Consider the following 22,875-nt stretch of genomic DNA (forward strand, 5'->3'; position numbering starts at 1 on the left):
ATATACATGAACAATATAAATATTCTTTGGGTTGACGATGAAATTGATTTACTTAAACCGCATATTCTCTTTTTAGAACAAAAGCAATATAAGGTTACTACATGCAAAAGTGGTACTGAAGCCATCGAAATTATTAACGATACTAACTTTGATATTGTTTTTTTAGATGAAAACATGCCAGGACTTACAGGATTGGAAACCTTAAATGAGATTAAAGAAAAGCGTGCTAACCTTCCTGTAGTTATGATTACTAAAAGTGAAGAAGAGTATATTATGGAAGAAGCTATAGGTAGTAAAATAGCCGATTACCTTATAAAACCTGTAAACCCAAATCAAATACTACTGAGTTTAAAAAAGAATTTGGATCATTCTAGGTTAGTTTCAGAAAAGACAACTTCTAACTACCAACAAGAGTTTAGAAAAATAGCTATGGACTTATCTATGGTTAACTCTTTTAAAGAATGGGAAGAATTGTATCAAAAACTGATTTATTGGGAATTACAGCTTGAAGACATTGAAGATGTTGGCATGACTGAGATTTTAGAATCTCAAAAAAGTGAAGCTAACCAACAGTTTGGAAAATTTATAGACAAGAACTACCCTAGTTGGTTTGATCACAACACCGAAGCACCAATAATGTCACATACCTTATTTAAAGAAAAGGTTGTACCTGAATTAAGCGACAAACAACCAACTCTTTTTGTGGTTATTGATAATTTACGTTACGACCAATGGAAAGCATTTGAGCCTATTGTAAACAATTACTACAAAAAAACATACGAAGAGCCGTTTTACAGTATTCTCCCTACAGCTACGCAATATGCAAGAAATGCTATTTTTTCTGGTTTAATGCCAAGTGATATGGAAAAGCTACATCCAGACCTTTGGAAAAACGACACTGATGATGGTGGTAAAAATTTACACGAAGCTGAGTTTCTTGATGCACAATTAAAACGCTTAGGGTTATCGCACTTAAAACATGAGTATCACAAAATCACAAACCTAAAGTCTGGAAAGAAACTAGTTGAAAACTTTAAAGCTTTAAAAGACAACGACCTTACTGTAGTGGTTTACAATTTTGTAGATATGCTTTCTCACGCTAAAACCGAAATGGAAGTCGTAAAAGAGTTAGCTTCAAACGATAAGGCATACAGATCTTTAACACAAAGCTGGTTTAAAAACTCTCCATTATTAGAAATGATTCAACAAGCACAGCTTCTTGGTTTTAAGCTTATTTTAACTACAGACCATGGAACCATTAATGTAAAAAACCCATCAAGAGTAATTGGTGATAGAGATACTAGTTTAAATTTAAGATACAAAACTGGACGTAGCCTAACTTATGAAAATAAAGATGTACTTGCAGCTAAAGATCCAAAGACCATACATTTGCCTTCAATCACGATGAGTAGCTCTTATATCTTCGCAAAAGGCGATGTCTTTTTAGCTTATCCAAACAATTATAACCATTATGTAAGCTATTACAGAAACACTTATCAACATGGTGGAGTGTCTCTAGAAGAAATGATTATTCCGTTTGTTGTCATGAGTCCAAAATAATCTATGTAATGCAAAAAAATCCGACGAAATACACTTTTTATTGGTTTTTCTCGAATTTTATTCTTATACTTGTGCTGAATTTTATACTTAGCAAGTACAATTTTGGAAATAACTTATCAAATATCTGATATTCATTCAATTGCTGAAGCAGTTATAAAACATGCATCTTCTAGAACAATTTTGTTTTACGGAGAAATGGGTGTTGGCAAAACTACACTCATAAAAGCGATTGTTGAACATCTTGGTAGTAATGATTTGGTAAGTAGTCCAACATTCTCACTTGTTAACGAATATTCATCTCCTTCTGATACGATTTTTCATTTTGATTTTTATAGAATTGAAAACGAGGAAGAAGCATTAAATTTTGGTGTTGAAGATTACTTCTACTCTAGTGCATGGAAACTTGTAGAATGGCCAGAAAAAATTCCAAATTTAATACCAGATGACGCAGAAATTATAACAATTCTTTCTGATGAAAATGGTAAAAGAACCCTCAAATTTGACCAAAACATAAAATTAACCAAAAAAAAACCTATGGAGCAGCAAAATTTTTTGTAAAAAAAGTGGCATCACACCAATAGAGCATAGTTGCAAAGTACGGAAAAACCGTAACGTTCAAGCGATTTCTGAAAATTATTTTAACATTTCTTTAACAGAATTTAACTCCTGTTGATTCTAAATTTGAAGTAATTAATTAATTAAATCCCTTGAATTATGAAAACAAAAAAGTATGTATTAGCAGTTGCTATTTTCGGTGGAATGTTATTTGCAGCACAGGCTACAAATTTAATTGACTTAAATGACCAAACAACAACAAACATCGAAAAAGCAAAAATCAAAATTCCAGGTCAAGGAAAATAGTGCTAAGTCATTAGTATATGGAACTATTATTGCTACTTTAATAGCTTTAACTCCATATATTTTTACCTTTTACGAGAGTGTCCCTAACGTTAAAGTTTGGGACACTTTTTTGTTTACATATAGCAGTAACTATTACACTAGTGCACAAATCACAGCTTGGACACTTATGAATAAGTTAATTCCATTATTACTTATTTTTGTTTGGTTTTTTACATCAAGACATTGGTGGTATCATGCACTATTAGTGCCAATTGCAATGTATGTATATCAAGTAATTGAAATATTTAATGACGATTTAGAGTTTATAGATACTAGCAAGCAAATTTTTTATTTACTACCTGTTATGGCTATAGTTGTTCCTTCAATATACCTTATAAGAGTTAGAATCTTTGATAAATTAAATGATGCTGATAAGACTATGCAAGACTTAGAAGATGAATTTAAAATTAAGCCAAAAGGTATTTTAGGAAAACTTAAAGATTACTTTTAAAGAGTTCTTTTAAAATTCAAATTATTATTTGTAATTTGAATATTATTTCAATCACAAATGAGTAAATCTTTATCTCCTTTTACAAGGGCTCAACTTTTGCCTCAAGAAGAAAAACTAGAAGTTTTAAGAAAAAAAGGCAATCTATACATTGGTATTCCAAAAGAAACTTATTTTCAAGAGAAAAGAGTTTGTTTAACTCCTGATGCAGTATCTGCTTTAGTGTCAAATGGACATAGAGTAATGATAGAATCTGGAGCTGGCGAAGGTGCTAACTTTAAAGACAAAAACTACAGTGAAGCAGGTGCTGAAGTTACCAAAGATACAGCTAAGGTCTACTCTAACCCTATTATTCTAAAAGTTGAACCACCTTCTCTTGACGAAATAAAACTTATTAATCCGCAAACGCTTCTTATTTCTGCATTACAGTTAAAAACTCAAAGTAAAAAATACTTTGAAGCTCTTGCTTCTAAACGAATTACAGCTTTAGCTTTTGAATTTATTAAAGATGAAGATGGTGCATATCCTGCTGTGCGATCACTTAGTGAAATTGCTGGAACAGCTTCAATTTTAATTGCTTCAGAATTACTATCTAATGTTAATGGTGGTAACGGATTAATGTTTGGTAATATTAGTGGTGTTCCTCCTACTGAAGTTGTAATTATAGGTGCTGGTACTGTTGGTGAATTTGCTGCACGTTCAGCAATTGGGCTTGGAGCCAATGTAAAGGTTTTTGACAATTCTATTACCAAATTACGTTGTTTACAGTCTAACTTAGGAAGAACAATATATACCTCAACCATTCAACCAAAAAACTTAATTAAAGCCCTAAAACGCTGTGATGTTGCTATTGGAGCTGTAAGAGGAACCAATAGAGCTCCTATTGTTGTTACTGAAGAAATGGTTGGCAGTATGAAAAATGGATCTGTTGTAATAGATGTTAGTATTGATATGGGAGGCTGTTTTGAAACTAGTGAAATTACAAATCATGACCATCCAACTTTTGAAGTCAATGGAGTTACTCACTATTGTGTACCTAATATTCCTGCTCGATACTCTAGATCTGCATCAGTTTCTATCAGTAATATTTTTACACCTTATCTACTAAAAATTGCTGAAGATGGTGGTATTGAAGATGCTATCAGGTTTGATAGAGGTTTAAAAAATGGTTTATACTTATATCATGGTGTTTTAACCAATAAGTCGGTAGCTGATTGGTTTGGTCTTAACTATAATGACGTAAACTTGCTTATTTTTTAGTTCAATTCATCTTTACTAAGTTGGAGTTTTGCTAAGGTTAAAAAGGGTTGTATTTTTACAGAAAATTTTCAATTTAACTAATGAAATTAATACAACGTATAGGTTACTACTTAGGAGGATTTTCAATAGGTTTAATACTTTTAGCTTTTTTTTTAAGAGGAAAAAATACTTCGTGTGATTATGGTCCAAACGCAAGAACCATTAAAAACATTTCAATTAAAAAACGATTGCTCTCTGATGAAACGAAAGCAATTATGAATACTCATGATATAGACACTACTACTATCACTAATTTAATTTTAACTGGAGATGTTAACTTTCAAGAAAGTGATACAAAGTCTGAAGATTGCAAAACTTATGTAATTGAAAACAAGTTAAATAAAAGTGATATTGCACTTCATATCAAAAACTGTGATTCAGTAGCTACTGTTCTTTCAATAGATTTTAAATAAAAAAGACTTGGATAACCAAGTCTTTTTTATTTTTATCGAATAGGAATTTTTTTAACAAGTGCTTTATCATCGTATATCAATCTAATGATATAGATTCCTCTAGAGAATGAGCTTGTATCTATTTCTTTTATAACAGTTGACTCATCTTCTTCTTCAAAATCAATAGAAAACACGTATTTTCCAGTAATATCAAATATAGACATGTTATTCACATTAACGCTTTGATAACCTGATACACGTACTTTTAACACATCTGTTTGTGGGTCTTGATATACAATAAAATCAAACTCTTCAGGCTCATCAGGAGTTTCTATTGATGAACAATCAACCACTGAAACAATCACTGAGGTCTCATCAAAATCTAACGCATTAAATACTGTTACTGAATATTCTAAACTCTCTTCAGGTGATACAGTTATGCTTTCAGTTGTATCTCCTGTACTCCATAAATACTCATCTCCTCCTGAAGCAGTAAGTGTAACAGTCTCACCTAAACAAATTTCATTTTGCTCAACATCAACAACTGCTGTAACTTCTTCTAACACATTAACTGTTATTTGCTTCTCATCTTCACAATTGTTTATAAATCCAGTAACTGAATATGTTGTTGTAACACTAGGATTAACAGCTATGTTAGGCTGAGTTGCACCATTGCTCCATTGGTAACTATTAGCTCCTGTTGCTGATAAAGTAATATAATCACCTTGCAGTATCATAACTTCATCTCCATTTTGAATAATAACATTCGGGTTAGGATTAACAGTAACTGTGACTTCATCTTCATCTTGTTGATCACCTACATAAGCAATAACCGAATAAGTTGATGTTGAACTAGGACTTACTGTTATACTTTGTGTAGTAGCTCCTGTACTCCATAGATAACTTTCTCCTCCAGAAGCTGTTAAAACAGTTTCGTAACCTTGACAAATACTAACATCATCTCCTGCATTGGCAATTACTAGGTCTTCAACTGACACTAAAACAGAATCTGATGCTTCACAGCCATTTGTAAATCCTGTAACTGAATAAGTTGTGGCCTCTGCTGGACTTACTGTTATACTTTGGGTAGTTTCTCCTGTACTCCATAAATAAGTATCTGCTCCAGTAGCTGTAAGCGTAGTGCTTTCTCCTACACTTATTGTAACATTAGAACCTGCGTCAACAATTGGTAATTCATTTACAGTAACCATCACTTGATCAGTACTTGAACAACTGTTTTCAAAAACTTCAACTGAATATGTTGTTGTTTCACTTGGTGATACAGTTATACTTTCTGTAGTTTCTCCAGTACTCCATAAATATGTACTTCCTCCTGAGGCTGTTAGCGTAATAGAGCTACCTAAACAAACAGACACATCTTCTCCTGCATTAGCTATGGGATATGCATTTACTGTTACAGTAACATCATCTTGATCTGAATTACTTCCAGATTCATCAAAAACTGTAACAGTGTAGATTGTTGTTTCAATTGGACTTACTGTAATGCTTTGTGTGGTTTCACCTGTACTCCACTCATACGTTGCTCCTCCTATAGCAGTTAAAACAACCTCTTCTCCTTCACAAATTGACACATCTTCTCCTGCATCAGCAACTACAGTGCTACCTTGCAAAAAAACTGTAACAGTGTTCGTGTTTTCACATCCATTTGTAAATCCTGTAACTGAATAAGTTGTTGTCTCTACAGGACTTACTGTTATACTTTGGGTAGTTTCACCTGTACTCCATAAATAAGTATCTGCTCCTGTAGCTGTAAGCGTAGTGCTTTCTCCTACATTTATTGTAACATTAGAACCTGCATCAACAATTGGTAATTCATTTACAGTAACCATTACTTCATCAGTACTTGAACAATTATCTTCAAAAACCTCTACTGAATATGTTGTTGTTTCACTTGGTGATACTGTTATACTTTGGGTAGTTTCTCCTGTACTCCACAAATAAGCACCTCCTTCTGAGGCTGTTAATACAATAGAATCTCCAAAACAAATGGAAACATCATCACCTGCATTTGCAACAGGAATTAGGTTTACAGTAACAGTTACATCATCGGAATCTGAATTACTACCAGACTCATCAAATACAGTTACAGTATATGTTGTTGTCTCGTTAGGAGTTACTGTTATACTCTGTGTGGTTTCACCTGTACTCCACTCATATGTTGCTCCTCCTGTAGCAGTTAAAACCACCTCTTCTCCTTCACAAATGGACACATCTTCTCCTGCATTGGCAGTAATGTCTGTTGGATCTAACATCATTCCATTTAAATAGTACTCTAAATTCGTGTACCCATCGGGCTGAACAATGTTTCTATCAGAGGGATCATTGACATTAAGCCCGTTAGAAATCTCCCATTCATTTGGCATTCCATCATTGTCTGTGTCAAAATCAGATGATCTAATGTTAATTGGTGTTGTGCTAATATTACTTAAAAAAGCTTGGTAATGTGGTTTGCCAGCCATCGTGAATGGTGAATTAACCGTTAATAAATCTCCATTATTTACATTTGTTATATAATAATCATCAACATCATCCAAGTTAGAATTTGCAACACCTAACTCATTTAATGTTTTATTTGCACCTACATCAGTTTTTACGTGTTCCAGTGATTCTAATGCTGACAGGATAACCCAATCATGGCCTAATAATGGATGTTGTGTAGATACAAAAAATTCAGCTGGTGCAGGATCATCATCATAATAACTCACACCATTATAATTAAATGCATATGCGCCATCTGATGATCCAAAAGCAGTCCACGTATCATTGTTATTTGGCAAACTTGGATCTGTAACAGTTGATGGTAAATGTAAATTACCTTTAGAATATATTTGAGGGTCTACACTTTCTTTGTCAATTTTATTCATTTCACCTAAAGGTCTTGCAGCGTCTGTTATATAATAATTGTTTATTTCATTAAGGCTAGGATAACCATTAGCTGGTCTATTAATTCTGTATCGATAACCATAAATAACATTATTAATAACATCAGCTCTTCCGTTTGTAGGTGTATTTGGGTGTCTATGACCTATTTGAAAAAATAAATTTCCTAGCATGCTTAAATTTTGAGCATTTTGAGGATTGCTAGGATTACCCATTATTGAACCTGTTTTAGATTCTGCGATTATACTATTTTGAATAGTAATGTTAGAAGTATTACCTGTAAAAGAAAGGCATTCATCTCCACCCCAAGACACTGAACAGTGATCTACAATAACATTTGTACAACTATAGCACTGAAATGAATCAGCGTTACTCCCACCAGTGTAATATACAGGTCTTACTCTAATATGCCTGAAAATCATGTTATTTCTACCTGATATTTCAAAAATTGGACTATTTCCTAGGTTTCCTGTAAAAGTAATTCCTCCTTCTGGAGCAGTTTGACCAGCTATTGTAACATTATCATAGGCCGTTGATAATGAACTTAAACAGTTTATAGTACCTGAAACATCGAAAACAATAATTCTTGTTCCTGGAGTTTCAAATGCCTCACGAAAACTACCGGGTCCACTATCATTAAGGTTTGTAACATGTATAACTGTACCGCCACGACCACCAGTTACATAAGCTCCAGCTCCGCTTGCTGTTGGGAATGCTAGCTGTGCGCTTAAGTTAACACTTGTAAAAAAGGTTATTAATAAAAGTATGGATTTTACATAAAATTTGTTCATGCCAAAGGCATGCAGATAATTTGGGGACTTCATTTGCTATTAATATTTGGGGCTACTATTATACTGCCAATCTATATAAATATTTTTTAAAAATACGTTTTAACGCATTAATATTCGACAAAAAGAAAATATTTGAAATACTTTTCTTACAAATATAGATTTTTCAGGATGAAATAGTGATTTTAGCATCAACAAATATACGTGCAGAATGTAAAAAAAGTCGACTAACTACATAATTTTAACGTTTAAAGGTAATTTCTTACAAAAAATCAATCTATTAGTTAAAATGTAAAAAAGTAAAACTATAGGCATATTATAGACTATTTTAAATTGTTTTAAATAAAGTTATTAGACTATATTCATTAACAAAAACAGTTCATAGTAGATATAAGTTCTTCCATCGATTATTATCTATTGATTTAATTATATTATGTTTAATTTTACTAGCTTAGCTTGAAATTTTTAAATTATCACATGAAAGCTAATAGGAAATTTTGGATTTTATCTATTATACCTGTGGTCTACATCTTGACCTATAATTTAAAACTAGAATATATTGGGCGTTTTCTAGAAGAAGATGGATTTGTTGAAAGTATTGGGGCTTTTGCTTTTTTAATTTCATCTGTTGTTTTTGTTTATTTATTTTTTTCAAAAAGCAGTTCTCAATTTAAATTTTTTGGCAAGTCAACAAATCGAAATGTTTATTTTTTACTTCTTGGAATCTTATTTTTCTTGGCTTTTGGCGAAGAAATTAGTTGGGGACAACGTATTTTTGGATGGAATACTCCTGAAAGGCTTAGCGAGATTAATGCTCAAAAAGAAACCAATTTACACAACTTATGGGTCTTTCAAAGCTATAAGAAAGATGGTACACAAAAGTCATTTTTTGAAAACATGTTAAACTTTAACAGATTATTTAATATTTTTTGGTTTTTGTTTTGTGTTGCTATACCTCTTTTTTGCTTGGTCTCAAATAAGTTTAAAAAGATTGTTGATAATATAGGTATACCTATAGTCCCATTATGGATTGGTGTTTTTTTTGTGTTAAACTATATAGTATTTATCACTGGGGTAAACATGGATAGTGTTAATATTTCCAAATCTGATCTAAATTACGCAAATGGATTTGATGAAATTAAAGAATCATTTTACGCTGTTGGTTTTGCTGTTTTAAGTTTAGTGTTTTTGAGAAATAGGTCAAAAAGCTAACATAACTCAAACTATGTTTTAATGAAGTTTTAATAACTAAAAAAACAACTTAGCATAATACACTATATAAAAAAAACAAACTATATAATTAACTAAATAAAAAACCAATTTATCTAATTGAACAATCCAAATAAGTTAATAACGTTCTTATTCTTTATGGGCTTAGGCTTAAACTTAATTTTTGTGTATTTTGAACAAGGAAGGTTATACAATAATTTTACTTATGGTGATTTATCTTTAGGACCAGAAAAGTATATCAGGTCGTTTTCAGTTATACTTATTTGCTTAACAGTAATTTTAAATCTTTTTGCGTCCAAAAAGAAGTACTTATCCAAAATATTCATAGCATTTTTTTTAATTCTCGGCTTTATTACAATAAACTATCTTGTAACAGGACCTGGAATGGACGACCTAACAGGTTTGATGGATGCTAAAGGGATTGGACCATGGCTTGCCTTCGGGTTAATTTTTACCGCTTTTGATGACTATAGGTATGATTTATTTAAAAAATTCTTAGTTATCTCAGCAATTACCATTTCATTTTTTGTTATTTACACCCTTATCTTTAATGGAATTGGTTTGTACAGAGGGCAATCGCTAGCAAAATATCGTATTTTTGCAACCAATTTAGTTTGGATAACCCCTTTTGTGTTTTTAATTTCAAAAAACAACAAAAAATTAAGAATTATAAGCATCTTTCTACTTTTTATAGGAATTGCTTCAGCTCTTATTTGTGTTACTAGATCGTTTTTATTAATTTATTTATTAGTTCTCATTTTTGATTTTTTTCATACAAAAAAAAAGACAGGTTACATTATAGGACTAGTTGTAGTGGGAATACTGTTTTTATATATGTTATTTAATACAGAATCCTTTAGTTCTTCCTATGAATTATTAGCAAAAAGAGGGTTGGAAGATTCTCGGTCTAATCAACTAGTAGAGTTCCTAACCCAATTAAATTTCTTTGACATTATAGTTGGACAAGGTTTTGAATCTTCATACTATATTGACGGAATGGAATATAATATTCTTGACAATCAATGGCTAAAATTAATTTGGTGGGCAGGATTAATACCAGCAATCTCTTATTTTTATTTAACAGCTTATATTCCTCTAAAACTATTTTTAAAAAAAAATCAAGACTACGAAACCAAGGTTGAGACTTTTGTTCTTATTATTTGGACTTTAGCATGTGCAGGTTTGGCCATCTATACTACAATGTCAGTTGATTTTTATTTTTTTATAATTTGCATTATTCAAGGACGACTTTTATATAAATACAGCTTGAGGAGTGACATCAGATAGAGACACATTAAATAAAGTTTTGGCATTATACGGCTCTTCATTTATAGGCATTGTCTTAGGTTTTTCTATAAGTGTTTTTAACACAAGAGTTTTAGGCAAAGAAGCTTTTGGAGATTTCAAATTTATTGAAACTGTATTTCGTTTTATAGCAAGCATAGTATCAATTGGCGTTTTCATTTCAATAACTAGAATGTTAGCCATTGCAAAAGATAAAATTTACAGACAAAATCTTATAGGTGTTTTTGTAGTAGCATTATTAATCACTGGTTTTATTGGAGTTTTATTATTAATTACGTTTTCTTATTTAGAGCCTATTTGGTTTTCAGATAATTTAGGTTATTTTTTTAGAAAATATGCTGTTCTATTTTTTGCAATTCTTGGCAGTATCGCATTAAAAGAAATACTAAAAGGGTTAAATAAAATTTATATACTCTCATTATTATACACTCTTCCTGCTATTTTATATTTAATTTGTGCATATAGCTACAATCTAAACAACGTTCTATACTTTGAAGACATATTCTTTCTTTTGTATGGACTTCAATTTCTTTTTTTAATTGGAGTAATCATTGTTTTAAAGCCAAATTTTAAAATAAAAAAGAGTATGATAGATGATGTAGCAATTGAAAACAAAGACAATGGAAGACCTGTTTATTATGGTAGTTTAGCAGGGGTCGCAACAGCTCAAATTGTAGGTTTTTCTCTATCATATTATATTGACAACACCCAAGTTGGTTTCTTTACATTGGCACTAACTATTTGTTCCCCCTTAATAATGATACCGTCTGTTTTAGGAACCGTGTTTTTTAAAAAATTTGCAAGTTTAAAATATATGCCTAAAAACGTCATTGTTTTTTCTATAATCGCTAGTCTTGTTGCTGTAGTATTATTTTTTATATTTATAGAAAAAGTATTCTTAATGTTCTACACAGAAGATTTCTCGCCAGCAATCCCTATTTCAAAAATAGTCGTTTTAGGTTTTTTATTACATGGCTTTGGAGATTTGATAAATAGATTTTTAGGAGCCAAAGGAAAAGGGAAATTATTAAGAAACTCAGCATTCGTTGTAGGAGTTGTAAATGTTTTGGGCTATACAATTTTAGTAAAGTATTTTGCTGTAACTGGAGCCATAATTACCAATGTATTAGCAAGTGCTACTTATCTTTTTATGATGTATTATTATTATACTAAATTCATTAAAACAAATAAAGATGTTTGAAGGAAAAACATTATTAATTACTGGTGGAACAGGTTCATTCGGTAATGCCGTTTTAAATCGTTTTCTTGATACAGATATTAAAGAAATCCGAATTTTCAGTCGAGATGAAAAGAAGCAAGATGATATGCGCAATCGACTTCAAAATGACAAAGTGAAATTCTATATTGGTGATGTAAGGGATTTTAATAGCATTGATCGTGCTATGAATGATATAGACTATGTATTTCATGCTGCAGCTCTAAAACAAGTACCTTCATGTGAGTTCTTTCCAATTGAAGCAGCTAAGACCAATGTGTTTGGTACACAAAACACAATCGACGCTGCTATAAAGAACAAAGTTGAAAAGGTAATCTGCTTAAGTACTGACAAAGCAGCTTATCCAATAAATGCTATGGGAATTAGTAAAGCCTTAATGGAAAAGGTAGCTATAGCGGCATCAAGAAATATTTCAGATGACACTACAACAGTTTGCCTTACGCGCTATGGAAATGTCATGGCTTCAAGAGGTTCTGTAATTCCATTGTTTGTTAAACAAATTAAAAGTGGCTTGCCTTTAACGGTCACTGACCCTAATATGACACGTTTTTTAATGTCCTTGGAAGATGCAGTCAATTTAGTACTGTTTGCGTTTACCAACGGAAATCAAGGTGACCTCTTCGTTAATAAGGCGCCAGCAAGTACCATAGGTGATTTAGCTAAATCAATAAAGGATATTTTTAATGCTCAAAATGATATTAAGATTATTGGTACACGTCATGGTGAAAAACTATATGAAACCTTGTGTACTCGAGAGGAAATGCTCAAAGCTGAGGATATGGGTGATTTCTATAGAATTCCAGCAGATAATCGTGACCTAAATTATAACCGTTACTTCTCTGAAGGGGAAACAGATATTAGCGGTATTGAGGATTATCATTCGCATAATACCACACAATTAACCGAAGATGGTTTAAAGCAAACGCTTTTGAATCTTAACTTTATTAAAGATAGCTTAAATGACATCTAATATGGGACTTATAAAAGGAAACAATTTTACTGATGATAGAGGAACCGTACATTTTGTGAATGATTTTTCCATGGAATCAGTTGTGCGTTTGTATGAAATCAGCCCTAAGGATACATCAATCATTAGAGCTTGGCAAGCTCACAAAGAAGAATGCAAATGGTTCTATTGTACTAAAGGATCCTTTAAAGTAAATGTGGTGAAGATTGACGATTTTGACAACCCTTCTGAGGATTTGACAGTCAATTCATTTGAGCTCAACGCATCACATCCAGAGGTGTTGTTCATACCTGGTGGCTATGCGAATGGATTTAAGGCAATATCTGAGAATTCAAAGCTCATGGTGTTTTCAAATTTTGGTCTGGATGCTTCAAAACAAGACGATTATAGGTACGACACAAATAAATGGATAAAAAACTGGTAACATTATGATAAGTATTGGAATCACAGGTCAAGCTGGATTTATTGGGAACCATCTTTACACTACGCTTAGTCTTGATGAGACGATTCAATTAGTACCTTTTGACAGAAACTTTTTTCAAAAGGATGCGCTTTTAGATGGCTTTGTGTCTACTTGCAATGTTATTATACATTTAGCAGCCATGAATCGTCATTACGACCCTCAAGTTATTTATGACACCAATGTTGATCTTGTGTCTAAGCTTGTATCAGCGTGTGAGCGCACACAATCACATCCGCATATTCTGTTCTCCTCCTCGACTCAAGAGCTTAAGGATAATCTCTACGGAAAGTCTAAAAAGGAAGGAAAAGCCATTTTGGAAACATGGGCAGTGAATTCTGATGGAAAAATAACATCACTGACCATTCCAAATGTTTTTGGTCCTTTTGGAAAACCAAATTACAACTCCTTTATTGCGACCTTTTGTCATAAATTAACTCATGGTGAAACACCTGAAGTTCACGTCGATTCTGAAGTCAACTTAATTTATGTCAACGAATTGGTAGCAACGTTTATAGCGGTCATTAAAGGCGATATTGAAACTTCAGAGTTCAATACCTCGTGCTATGAATATCATGTTCCGCATACGACTTCACGAAAGGTTTCCAATATTTTAAACCTTCTGGTTTCATATAAGGATAATTACTTGGGCAAAGGTGTATTTCCGTCACTAGAAGATTCTTTTGAAAAAGCCCTTTTCAATACGTTTAGATGTTATGTTCCTCAAGAGCATTATCCTGTTAAGTTCCAAAAGCATACCGATCCTAGAGGAAGTTTTGTTGAGATTGCTCGTACCAATACCAGCGGACAATTTTCGTTTTCCACAACAGTTCCAGGAATTACAAGGGGGAATCATTTTCATACAAGAAAAGCAGAACGTTTTGCAGTAATCAGTGGTAAGGCACTAATTCAATTGCGACGCATTGGAACAGAAGATGTGATCGATTATTATTTGGACGGAAACAAACCAGCATACGTCGATATGCCGATTTGGTATACACACAACATCAAAAATATAGGAGATACCGAACTAGTCACTTTATTCTGGATCAACGAACCGTACAATCCAGAAGATGCAGATACTTATTTTGAAAATGTATAAGTCATGAAGAAATTAAAAATTATGACGGTTGTCGGAACACGACCAGAAATTATTAGACTGTCTTGCGTTATTCTTGCGCTCGATATTAACGAAGCCATTGATCATGTGTTAGTGCATACAGGTCAGAACTATGATTACGAACTTAATGAAATATTCTTTGACGACCTTGGATTGCGTAAACCAGACCATTTTCTGAATGCAGCCAAAGTATCTGCCACTGAAACCATAGGTCAGATTTTAATTAATATCGATCCTATTCTTGAAGATGAGCAACCTGACGCCTTTTTGGTGTTAGGCGATACCAATAGCTGTTTGGCAGCAATCACGGCAAAAAAACGTAAAATTCCTGTCTTTCACATGGAAGCCGGAAACAGATGCTTCGACCAACGCGTCCCTGAAGAAACCAATCGACGCATTGTGGATCATTTGGCAGATATCAATTTGACTTATAGTGATATCGCAAGGGAATATTTGCTACGTGAAGGGCTTCCTGCTGACCGTGTCATCAAAACTGGCAGTCCGATGTTTGAAGTCCTCCAGAAATATCTCGATAAAATTGAAAACTCAGATGTTTTGGAGCGATTGGGATTAGAGGATGGCAAATATTTCGTCGTATCTGCACATCGAGAGGAAAATATCAGTAGTGATGTTAATTTCGCTTCGCTTATAGAAAGCTTAAACACCATTGCTGATACTTATAAATTTCCGATAATCGTATCTACCCATCCACGAACACGCAATATGATCAATGCCAAATCGGTTAAGGTTCGTGATGAGGTTAAATTCATGAAGCCTTTAGGGTTTAGTGACTATAATGCTTTACAACGGAATGCCTTTGCAGTGTTATCAGATAGTGGCACCATTTCTGAGGAATCCTCTATCTTAAACTTTCCAGCCCTTAACATTAGGGAAGCACATGAGCGACCTGAAGCAATGGAAGAGGCTTCAGTTATGATGGTTGGCTTAAAGGCGGAACGCATCTTACAAGGCTTGGCGGCTTTAAAAGTACAGGATAGAAATCCAAATCGAAATTTCAGGCTTGTTGCAGATTACAGTATGCCTAACGTGAGTGAAAAAGTCGTTCGCATCATTATTTCCTATATCGATTATGTCAATCGCGTAGTCTGGTCTAAATAAAGAAAAGACATTGAAAAAAGGCGTTTTTATATATAGTAATTTCGATTTTTCGGTCAAAAATGCTGGTGTCACTCGTATGAAGTATTATGCGCAAGCCATTGCAAATACAAACACTTCTGTGTATTTAGTGTCATGTAGCACATCGGCTATTAATGAACAGGCGTTTAAGGAAATTTATCCAAATGTTTTCATTTTAGACAACAACACTTTAACTTCTAGTTTTTCAGGAACCTATACCTTCATTAAGAATTTATACCAGTTTTCCAAAAAGGCGACACAACAGCAAACGTATCTTTTCTACCCTTCTCCATTGGTCTATTTAGAGATTATTGCGATGTATTATCTAAAATTCTTAAAAAAGTGTACGGTGTTTTATGAACTCAATGAAATCAGGAAATACACATCGACCTTCCATGAACCGATGAGTTTAGCTCGTCCAATGTATTCGGTAAAAAAACTCATTTACAAAACAACCTTTTCAGCAATGGAAGGACTTTTGAGGTTTTATGATGGTCTCATCTGTATCTCGACCGCTATTGAAACCTACGGAAAGCGTTTTAACTCAACGACTATAAGAATTCCGATTCTAACCAATCCGAATTTAGAAAAGGAATTCACTAATGAGACCTATAGTAATGCTGAAAGTTTTAATATTGGATTTTCAGGAAGCATCCACCCTATAAAGGAAAATCTGAATAACTTCTTTCAGGTTTTGGGACGATTGCATAAATCTGGATATAAATTTACCTTGAACCTTTGCGGACCAATAAAAAAAGCGCATCAAACGGAATTATTTGACAAGCTTGCTGAAACACTAAACATCAAGACTATCACAAATTATTATGGAAACCTTGATGCCAAGAATTTGTCTACGTTTTTGAGTCAGCAGCAACTGTTAGTCATCCCAAGAGGATATACACCACAGAACAATTATGGATTTTCGACAAAATTGTCAGATTACTTAGATCATGCAAAACCAGTATTGGTCACCGATGTAAGTGACAATAAACACTTCATTAAGGATGGTGTCAACGGATTTATTGTGCCAACCGATGATAACGATAAAATGTACGAGAAATTAGCGTTTATCATAGAGAATTATGATGAAATGCACGAGGATATTCAACAACGTGCGACAGAAACTTCAAGACAACATTTCTACTTTAGGAATTTTCATGATAGTTTTCATACGTTTTTTTTTAATTTTAAAAGTCTCCAAGAAAACAAAAAAAACAGCAGGTGTAATCATCAAAATTAAAATGAAGAAAAAGAAAGTTTGCATATTGGCGATTAGTTTAGATACGGGTGGTGCAGAACGCGTTATAAGTCTGCTAACAAAGTTTTTAATCAAGGATTATGAAGTGACATTAATACTACTTTCCAATAACATTGAATACCAAGTTCCAAACAACATAGATATAATTTGTTTGGGAGAGCGAAATAGTCTATCTAACAAATCCCTTTTCTCAATATTAAAAAGTATAGCAAAGTTTATTCGTCAATACCGCACATTGGCAAAACAAAAAAAATTTGATGTAATTATGTCTTTTCTGGCATTGCCTAATATTATTAACACAATGGTAAGTTCAAGGTTAAAACACCAACCTAAAATTATTATAAGTGAACGTTGTTACCCTTCAAAAATGTATGAAAACAACGGTTTTGCGATGAAAATAGCAAAGACTTTTTATCCTATGTATTACAATAAAGCCGATGTACTATTTTCAAATTCAATTCATATCAATCTTGACCTAAAGGAAAATTTTGGTATTAAAATACCAATGGAGGTAATTTACAACCCTATTGATGTCAATGAAAATAAAAGGATAAACTTAAGAGATTTAGTTTTCAACAAAAGCTTAAACATTATAAATTCAGGTACAGTCTATAACACAAAAAACCAAACCCTTATACTTAAAGCTATGGCTTTGTCGAGCCCAGGAGAATTCAAATTAACCATTTTGGGTGATGGTGAATTAATGGAAGATTTACGCCTTAAGTCTAAAAAGCTAAATATAGAAGGTTTTCTAATTTTAGAAGGAAAAGTTCGTGATGTTAAATCTCATCTACTGCGAAACGACTGTTTTGTTTTATCTTCAAATACCGAAGGTTTTCCTAATGCTCTTTTAGAAGCATTATCAGTTGGGTTGCCATCAATATCAACCAATTGTATGTCTGGTCCTTTAGAAATGCTTAATGACAATGAACATATCTCTATTGGTGCTGGTGATTTTTTTAAGGCTAAATACGGTATTTTAATCAATGTAAACGATAAAGTAGCTCTACACAAAGCACTTATTTATTTAAAAAGAAATCCCGATGAACGCAAACGCTATAGTAATCTGGCTTTTGAAAGAGCAAAGTACTATAGCATGTCTAAAATATATGGTCAGGTTAAAAACTTAATAAATAACTAAACACTATGTGTGGAATTAATGGTATAATTCTTAAAAATAAAACTGATGATTCATTTGTTAAGCAACAACTTTCTGTAATGAATCATTTAATAATACATCGTGGCCCTGATGCTGAAGGTGTTTTCACCAATAATTCTAAAAACTACACAATTGGAATGGCAATGCGAAGGCTTTCCATTATTGATTTAAACACAGGCAATCAACCTATGTTTTCTAAAGATAAAAACATAGCCATTGTATTTAATGGTGAAATCTATAACTTTAAAACACTTCGTAATGAATTAGAATTAAAAGGAACAACATTCAAAACCACTAGCGACACCGAAGTTATTTTAAAACTTTATGAAACATATGGTGCTGATTGCTTTAGCAAACTAGATGGTATGTTTGGTTTCAGTATATATGATTACACCAAAAACAAAGTTTTTATAGCTAGAGACTTTTTTGGTGAAAAACCACTCTATTACACCAATACATCTAATCAATTTTTTTGGGCTTCAGAGCTTAAATCTATTATTAATATCATACCTAATAAGCCTGAAATATCAAAAGCAGGGTTAAACTTATTTTTTAGATTAACTTATATACCTGCCCCATACACTATTTATGACGGTATTCATAAATTAGAACCCAACAGTTACATAGAGTACGATTTAAAAACTTTTAGTTTCACTATTAAAACCATTCATCAAAACCATAACCATAAAACATCTACGTTATCATTTGATGATGCAAAAAAATTAGTAAAGGATATGGTTTGTAAAAGTGTAGAAACACGTTCAATATCAGATGTACCACTTGGTACATTTTTATCTGGTGGTGTAGATTCTTCAGTTATTTCCTTTTGCCTTTCAAAAATTAGCAATACTAAAATAGACACCTTTTCAATAGGTTTTGAAAAAGCGTCATATGATGAAACCGACAAATCAAGAATAGTAGCTAAGATTATCAACAGCAACCATCATGAGTTCATTATCGATGAAACTGATTTAAAAAACAATATTAGCGAAATTGTTTTAAACTTTGACGAACCATTTGCTGATTCATCCGCATTACCTACATACTTGGTTGCAAATAAAACTAAATCACATGTAAAAGTAGCATTAACTGGTGATGGCGGAGACGAGGTTTTTGGAGGCTACAACAAGTACTATATAGGAAGAATCAACAATAAATACACAGGCTTAATGCCTAAATTTGCTCATAAAACAATAAATAAATACTCTTCAATGGCACTTAATCGAAAAGACGATAATAGAGGTTTTAAATACAAGTTAAACAAAATGTTAAATGTTATTGATTATAGTGGAGATTTTTATTGGAATATGATTTCATTGGGGCTTAATGAAAATGACATAGGTTCTCTACTAAACCCAAAATACCAAGATTTAACTATTTTTAATTATTATAAGAATAAAACAAACATATCAACCCCAAAAACACTAAGTGATTTTAGGGTGATTGATAAACACATTAGCCTCGAAGGAGACATGCTAGTTAAAGTTGATAGAACAAGTATGCTTAATTCTTTAGAATGTAGATCCCCTTTTTTAAACAAAAATTTATTTGATTTTACAATGAATTTACCTGAAGATTATCTACTTAATAAATGGAGCAAAAAACATATTTTAAAGGCTGCTTTTAAAGAAGACTTTCCAGAAAATTTCTTAGAAAAATCCAAACAAGGCTTTGGTGTTCCCATTGGAGATTGGCTTAGAAAAGGGATGAAAAAAGAACTTGAAAGCTATATAGAACCTAGCTTTCTGAAACAACAAGATATATTCAATGTACAGCAAACTATTTCATTAATACAAAATCATTTAACAGGAAAAAGAGATAACACTTTCAAAGTTTGGGCTTTCTTTTGTTTTCAAAAATGGTATAGATACAACATTTTGAATAATTAAGATAACTAATTAGTTTTCAAAAGCAATAAAAAACACTTAACCATTTCAATATCTTACAATTACTTAATAATAACCTATTATAAAAAAGTAAGAATAAAATTATTTATTTAAACAAACAAATTCTTAATTTTAAGAAAAAATTTCGTTAATCATGCCTAAAGATTTATTAAATAGAATACAAAGTTACGTTGATAATCCATTAAAGGAAATTGAATCAATTGAAAAGATAAGTCATGATGATTTTTACAAAAATTATTTAAAAAAAAACAAACCTGTTGTTATAACTGATATGGTTAAGGATTGGGATGCAAGTAATAAATGGAGTTTAGATTTCTTTAAAAAAATTGGAGCTAACAAAGACACTTACATGGCTAAAGGAAATAATTTCCAAAAAGATGCTCGTTGGGAACATGGTAAGTTTGTGGATTTTATTGAACAAATTGAAAAATCGAAAGAAACAGGAGAACGCGTTAAATATCTAATGGACATTCCTATTTTAAAACTATTCCCTGAACTAAAACAAGATATAGATTTTTCATTGGTGTCAAATCATACTGTTAGAGATTACAATGCTATATGGATTGGACCTAAAGGAACAATTACTGGTTGGCATAATGATAGATTAGCAAATAACATTTTAGCGCAAATAAAAGGTCAAAAAGTCGTTTTTCTTGTCAGCCCTAAAGAAAGTAAGTTTATGTATAGAAACAAACGATATGAACCTGGGTCTGAGTTAAGTTCAATTGACATGGAAGATTTCGATTCAAATAAATTTTCTCTTTTTCAAAAAAATGCAACTGTTCAATATGTTGTTCTTAGTGAAAAACAAATGCTGTTTGTACCCAAAAGGTGGTGGCACTGTGTATATGGAACTGAAGTATCAATAAGCACAAATAATTTTGGGTTTTCGTTTGTAGATAATATAAGAATGAAAACTAATGAATTTATAAAACGAAAATTATACCATTTAGGACTATTTGGAAAAGACCATGTAAGAACATACCAAAAATTAAAAAAATCTAATTAATACCTTTAGTCATAAACATGAACCAGCACCATTGAAAAAACTTATAAGAATTACAACTATACCTGGAGCAATAGGCACACTTCTCAAGGGGCAATTAAACTTCATGAGTAAGCATTATGACGTTATAGCTGTATCAAGTAGTGACAATGGTAAACTTAAGGAAGTTTCTAAAAAAGAAGGCATTCAAGCATACCCAATAGAGTTAACCAGAAAAATTACACCTTTTAAAGATTTAATTGCGACTTACCACCTTTACCGATTGTTTAGACGAGAAAAACCATTTATTGTTCACACACATACTCCAAAAGCTGGTATAACCGGTATGCTTGCTGCCAAATTAGCCAAAGTACCACATCGTTTGCACACTGTAGCTGGATTGCCATTATTAGAAAGTAAAGGCTTAAAAAGAAAATTATTAGATATTGTTGAAAAAACAACCTACAAATGCTCCACTTTAGTATTACCTAACTCTTTTGGGTTAAAACAAATTATTATTGATTTGAAATTCACAAATCAATCTAAATTAAAGGTTATAGGTAATGGAAGCTCTAATGGCATTAATGTTGAGCACTTCAATCCTGAGACAATATCTGAATCACAAAAAGAAAAACTAAAACTGGAACTCGGTATTCAACCAAATGATTTTATTTTCATTTTTGTTGGTCGTATTGTGGGCGATAAAGGAATTAATGAACTTGTTAGCGCTTTTGATTCGATACAAACAAAAAACAAAGTGTGTAAGTTGTTACTAGTGGGTCCAAAAGAAGAACATTTAGATCCAATATCTTCTGTATCAGAATCTCGTATTAAAGAAAATATAAACATTTTAGATGTTGGTATGCAAAAAGACATAAGACCATTTCTAGCCATTTCCAATACTCTTGTATTTCCTAGCTATAGAGAGGGCTTGCCAAATGTAGTATTACAAGCTAGCGCAATGGAATTACCTTGTATAGTTACAAACATAAATGGCTGCAATGAGATAATAAAAGATGGTCTAAATGGATTAATAATTACTCCAAAAGACACTAAATCACTAAAAAGCGCTATGACATTTTGTTTAAATAACCCTCAAAAATTAAAAGAAATGTCTCGTGCATCTAGAAATATAATAATAGATTTATATAGTCAAGATATTGTTTGGAAAGAACTACTATCTCTTTATAAAACACTGGAAAAATGAAGATATATCAACATTTTTTCAAACCATTACTCGACAAGCTAAGCGCTATACTTGGGTTAATAGTTATATTTCCTATTTTCATATTAACAACTCTACTATTAGCTATAGCTAATAAAGGTAAGCCCTTTTTCATTCAAGAACGTGGTGGAAAAAACAAAACCGTTTTTAAGATAATAAAGTTTAAAACCATGAACGACAAAAAGGATGCAAATGGAAATTTACTTCCAGATAAGCAAAGACTAACGAAAATTGGAAACTTTGTTAGAAACACTTCTTTAGACGAAATACCGCAACTAATAAACATAATAAAAGGTGACATGAGCCTTATTGGTCCAAGACCTATGCTTGCTGAATACCTATCAATTTACAATGACCATCAAATACAACGTTTAAATGTAAAACCAGGAATAACAGGTTGGGCGCAAATAAATGGTAGAAACAACTTAACATTTAATAAAAAATTTGACTTAGATATTTGGTATATAAACAACCTAAGTTTTAAGCTAGATATTAAAATACTTTTTTTAACTTTGATTAAGATTTTCAGCACGTTAGATGTAAATCAGGATGGTAATTTAGAAGTAACTGCCGAAAAATTTAATGGTAAAAACTAAA

General features: G+C 32.1%; 20 protein-coding genes. 19 read left to right on the forward strand and 1 reads right to left on the reverse strand.

The genetic code is table 11. The features are described from left to right. Positions 1–6 precede the first annotated feature (6 nt). The 6 genes from A8975_RS05605 to A8975_RS05625 all read left to right on the forward strand — a co-directional run bounded on the left by A8975_RS05605 (position 7) and on the right by A8975_RS05625 (position 4,620). Entirely contained in the window at positions 7–1,560 is a 1,554-nt protein-coding gene (locus tag A8975_RS05605; protein WP_134198999.1) for a bifunctional response regulator/alkaline phosphatase family protein, read from the forward strand. A gap of 102 nt (positions 1,561–1,662) precedes the next feature. Then, the gene (gene tsaE / locus A8975_RS05610) at positions 1,663–2,118 is read left to right on the forward strand and encodes a tRNA (adenosine(37)-N6)-threonylcarbamoyltransferase complex ATPase subunit type 1 TsaE (protein ID WP_134199000.1); all 456 of its coding nucleotides are present in this window, start codon (positions 1,663–1,665) and stop codon (positions 2,116–2,118) included. A gap of 156 nt (positions 2,119–2,274) precedes the next feature. Continuing rightward, complete coding sequence (locus tag A8975_RS14525; RefSeq protein ID WP_165353677.1) at positions 2,275–2,421, forward strand: hypothetical protein; 147 nt, start codon at positions 2,275–2,277, stop codon at positions 2,419–2,421. Positions 2,422–2,587: 166 nt separating this feature from the next. After that, positions 2,588–2,911, forward strand: a complete 324-nt coding sequence (locus A8975_RS14695; RefSeq protein WP_243832952.1) for a hypothetical protein — start codon at positions 2,588–2,590, stop codon at positions 2,909–2,911. Positions 2,912–2,968: 57 nt separating this feature from the next. Continuing rightward, positions 2,969–4,168, forward strand: a complete 1,200-nt coding sequence (locus A8975_RS05620; RefSeq protein ID WP_129760106.1) for an alanine dehydrogenase — start codon at positions 2,969–2,971, stop codon at positions 4,166–4,168. A gap of 80 nt (positions 4,169–4,248) precedes the next feature. Then, positions 4,249–4,620 carry a hypothetical protein gene (locus A8975_RS05625; protein WP_131506741.1) on the forward strand — a complete coding sequence of 124 codons (372 nt, stop codon included), beginning with the start codon at positions 4,249–4,251 and terminating at the stop codon, positions 4,618–4,620. A gap of 32 nt (positions 4,621–4,652) precedes the next feature. Here the strand turns inward: A8975_RS05625 and A8975_RS05630 are convergent, their stop codons facing one another. Then, a complete protein-coding gene (locus A8975_RS05630) occupies positions 4,653–8,324 on the reverse strand; it encodes a T9SS type A sorting domain-containing protein (protein WP_134199001.1) in 3,672 nt (1,223 codons plus the stop codon). Between the two features lie 441 nt (positions 8,325–8,765). On the opposite strand from A8975_RS05630, the gene A8975_RS05635 reads away from it, so the two are divergent. The 13 genes from A8975_RS05635 (at position 8,766) to A8975_RS05695 (ending at position 22,874) form a co-directional block, all read left to right on the forward strand. Next, complete coding sequence (locus A8975_RS05635; RefSeq protein ID WP_134199002.1) at positions 8,766–9,500, forward strand: hypothetical protein; 735 nt, start codon at positions 8,766–8,768, stop codon at positions 9,498–9,500. 117 nt (positions 9,501–9,617) lie between these two features. Then, positions 9,618–10,805 carry a hypothetical protein gene (locus tag A8975_RS05640; RefSeq protein WP_134199003.1) on the forward strand — a complete coding sequence of 396 codons (1,188 nt, stop codon included), beginning with the start codon at positions 9,618–9,620 and terminating at the stop codon, positions 10,803–10,805. Further along, the gene (locus A8975_RS05645; protein WP_134199004.1) at positions 10,792–12,024 is read left to right on the forward strand and encodes a lipopolysaccharide biosynthesis protein; all 1,233 of its coding nucleotides are present in this window, start codon (positions 10,792–10,794) and stop codon (positions 12,022–12,024) included. The genes A8975_RS05640 and A8975_RS05645 overlap by 14 nt, the downstream gene beginning before the upstream one ends. After that, a complete protein-coding gene (locus tag A8975_RS05650; RefSeq protein ID WP_134199005.1) occupies positions 12,017–13,030 on the forward strand; it encodes a polysaccharide biosynthesis protein in 1,014 nt (337 codons plus the stop codon). Before A8975_RS05645 ends, A8975_RS05650 begins: the two co-directional genes overlap by 8 nt. Next, positions 13,020–13,451, forward strand: a complete 432-nt coding sequence (locus A8975_RS05655) for a WxcM-like domain-containing protein (protein WP_134199006.1) — start codon at positions 13,020–13,022, stop codon at positions 13,449–13,451. Before A8975_RS05650 ends, A8975_RS05655 begins: the two co-directional genes overlap by 11 nt. A gap of 4 nt (positions 13,452–13,455) precedes the next feature. Beyond that, positions 13,456–14,589, forward strand: coding sequence for an NAD-dependent epimerase/dehydratase family protein (locus A8975_RS05660; protein WP_134199007.1), 1,134 nt, complete (start codon positions 13,456–13,458; stop codon positions 14,587–14,589). A 3-nt stretch (positions 14,590–14,592) separates the two neighbouring features. Continuing rightward, complete coding sequence (wecB, locus tag A8975_RS05665) at positions 14,593–15,726, forward strand: non-hydrolyzing UDP-N-acetylglucosamine 2-epimerase (RefSeq protein WP_134199008.1); 1,134 nt, start codon at positions 14,593–14,595, stop codon at positions 15,724–15,726. Positions 15,727–15,736: 10 nt separating this feature from the next. Next, a complete protein-coding gene (locus A8975_RS05670) occupies positions 15,737–16,984 on the forward strand; it encodes a glycosyltransferase (protein WP_134199009.1) in 1,248 nt (415 codons plus the stop codon). 1 nt (position 16,985) lies between these two features. Then, a complete protein-coding gene (locus A8975_RS05675) occupies positions 16,986–18,143 on the forward strand; it encodes a glycosyltransferase (protein ID WP_165353681.1) in 1,158 nt (385 codons plus the stop codon). A gap of 5 nt (positions 18,144–18,148) precedes the next feature. After that, positions 18,149–20,050 (forward strand): asparagine synthase (glutamine-hydrolyzing), encoded by a 1,902-nt coding sequence (gene asnB / locus A8975_RS05680; protein ID WP_129760118.1) that lies wholly within the window; start codon positions 18,149–18,151, stop codon positions 20,048–20,050. Positions 20,051–20,201: 151 nt separating this feature from the next. After that, positions 20,202–21,077: a cupin-like domain-containing protein gene (locus tag A8975_RS05685; RefSeq protein ID WP_129760119.1), complete on the forward strand. Its 876-nt coding sequence runs from the start codon at positions 20,202–20,204 to the stop codon at positions 21,075–21,077. A 31-nt stretch (positions 21,078–21,108) separates the two neighbouring features. Then, a complete protein-coding gene (locus A8975_RS05690; RefSeq protein ID WP_243832953.1) occupies positions 21,109–22,260 on the forward strand; it encodes a glycosyltransferase family 4 protein in 1,152 nt (383 codons plus the stop codon). A 2-nt stretch (positions 22,261–22,262) separates the two neighbouring features. Beyond that, a complete protein-coding gene (locus tag A8975_RS05695; RefSeq protein WP_134199381.1) occupies positions 22,263–22,874 on the forward strand; it encodes a sugar transferase in 612 nt (203 codons plus the stop codon). Position 22,875: the final 1 nt, after the last annotated feature.

Origin of the sequence: Meridianimaribacter flavus (assembly GCF_004366715.1) — a bacterium.
GTDB lineage: Bacteria > Bacteroidota > Bacteroidia > Flavobacteriales > Flavobacteriaceae > Gaetbulibacter_B > Gaetbulibacter_B jejuensis.

Coding starts and splice junctions, on each gene's coding strand:
- A8975_RS05605 (WP_134198999.1), top strand. CDS start 7: ATGAACAATATAAATATTCTTTGGGTTGACGATGAAATTGATTTACTT.
- A8975_RS14525 (WP_165353677.1), top strand. CDS start 2,275: ATGAAAACAAAAAAGTATGTATTAGCAGTTGCTATTTTCGGTGGAATG.
- A8975_RS14695 (WP_243832952.1), top strand. CDS start 2,588: ATGAATAAGTTAATTCCATTATTACTTATTTTTGTTTGGTTTTTTACA.
- A8975_RS05620 (WP_129760106.1), top strand. CDS start 2,969: ATGAGTAAATCTTTATCTCCTTTTACAAGGGCTCAACTTTTGCCTCAA.
- A8975_RS05625 (WP_131506741.1), top strand. CDS start 4,249: ATGAAATTAATACAACGTATAGGTTACTACTTAGGAGGATTTTCAATA.
- A8975_RS05630 (WP_134199001.1), bottom strand. CDS start 8,324: ATGAAGTCCCCAAATTATCTGCATGCCTTTGGCATGAACAAATTTTAT.
- A8975_RS05635 (WP_134199002.1), top strand. CDS start 8,766: ATGAAAGCTAATAGGAAATTTTGGATTTTATCTATTATACCTGTGGTC.
- A8975_RS05650 (WP_134199005.1), top strand. CDS start 12,017: ATGTTTGAAGGAAAAACATTATTAATTACTGGTGGAACAGGTTCATTC.
- A8975_RS05655 (WP_134199006.1), top strand. CDS start 13,020: ATGACATCTAATATGGGACTTATAAAAGGAAACAATTTTACTGATGAT.
- A8975_RS05660 (WP_134199007.1), top strand. CDS start 13,456: ATGATAAGTATTGGAATCACAGGTCAAGCTGGATTTATTGGGAACCAT.
- wecB (WP_134199008.1), top strand. CDS start 14,593: ATGAAGAAATTAAAAATTATGACGGTTGTCGGAACACGACCAGAAATT.
- A8975_RS05675 (WP_165353681.1), top strand. CDS start 16,986: ATGAAGAAAAAGAAAGTTTGCATATTGGCGATTAGTTTAGATACGGGT.
- asnB (WP_129760118.1), top strand. CDS start 18,149: ATGTGTGGAATTAATGGTATAATTCTTAAAAATAAAACTGATGATTCA.
- A8975_RS05685 (WP_129760119.1), top strand. CDS start 20,202: ATGCCTAAAGATTTATTAAATAGAATACAAAGTTACGTTGATAATCCA.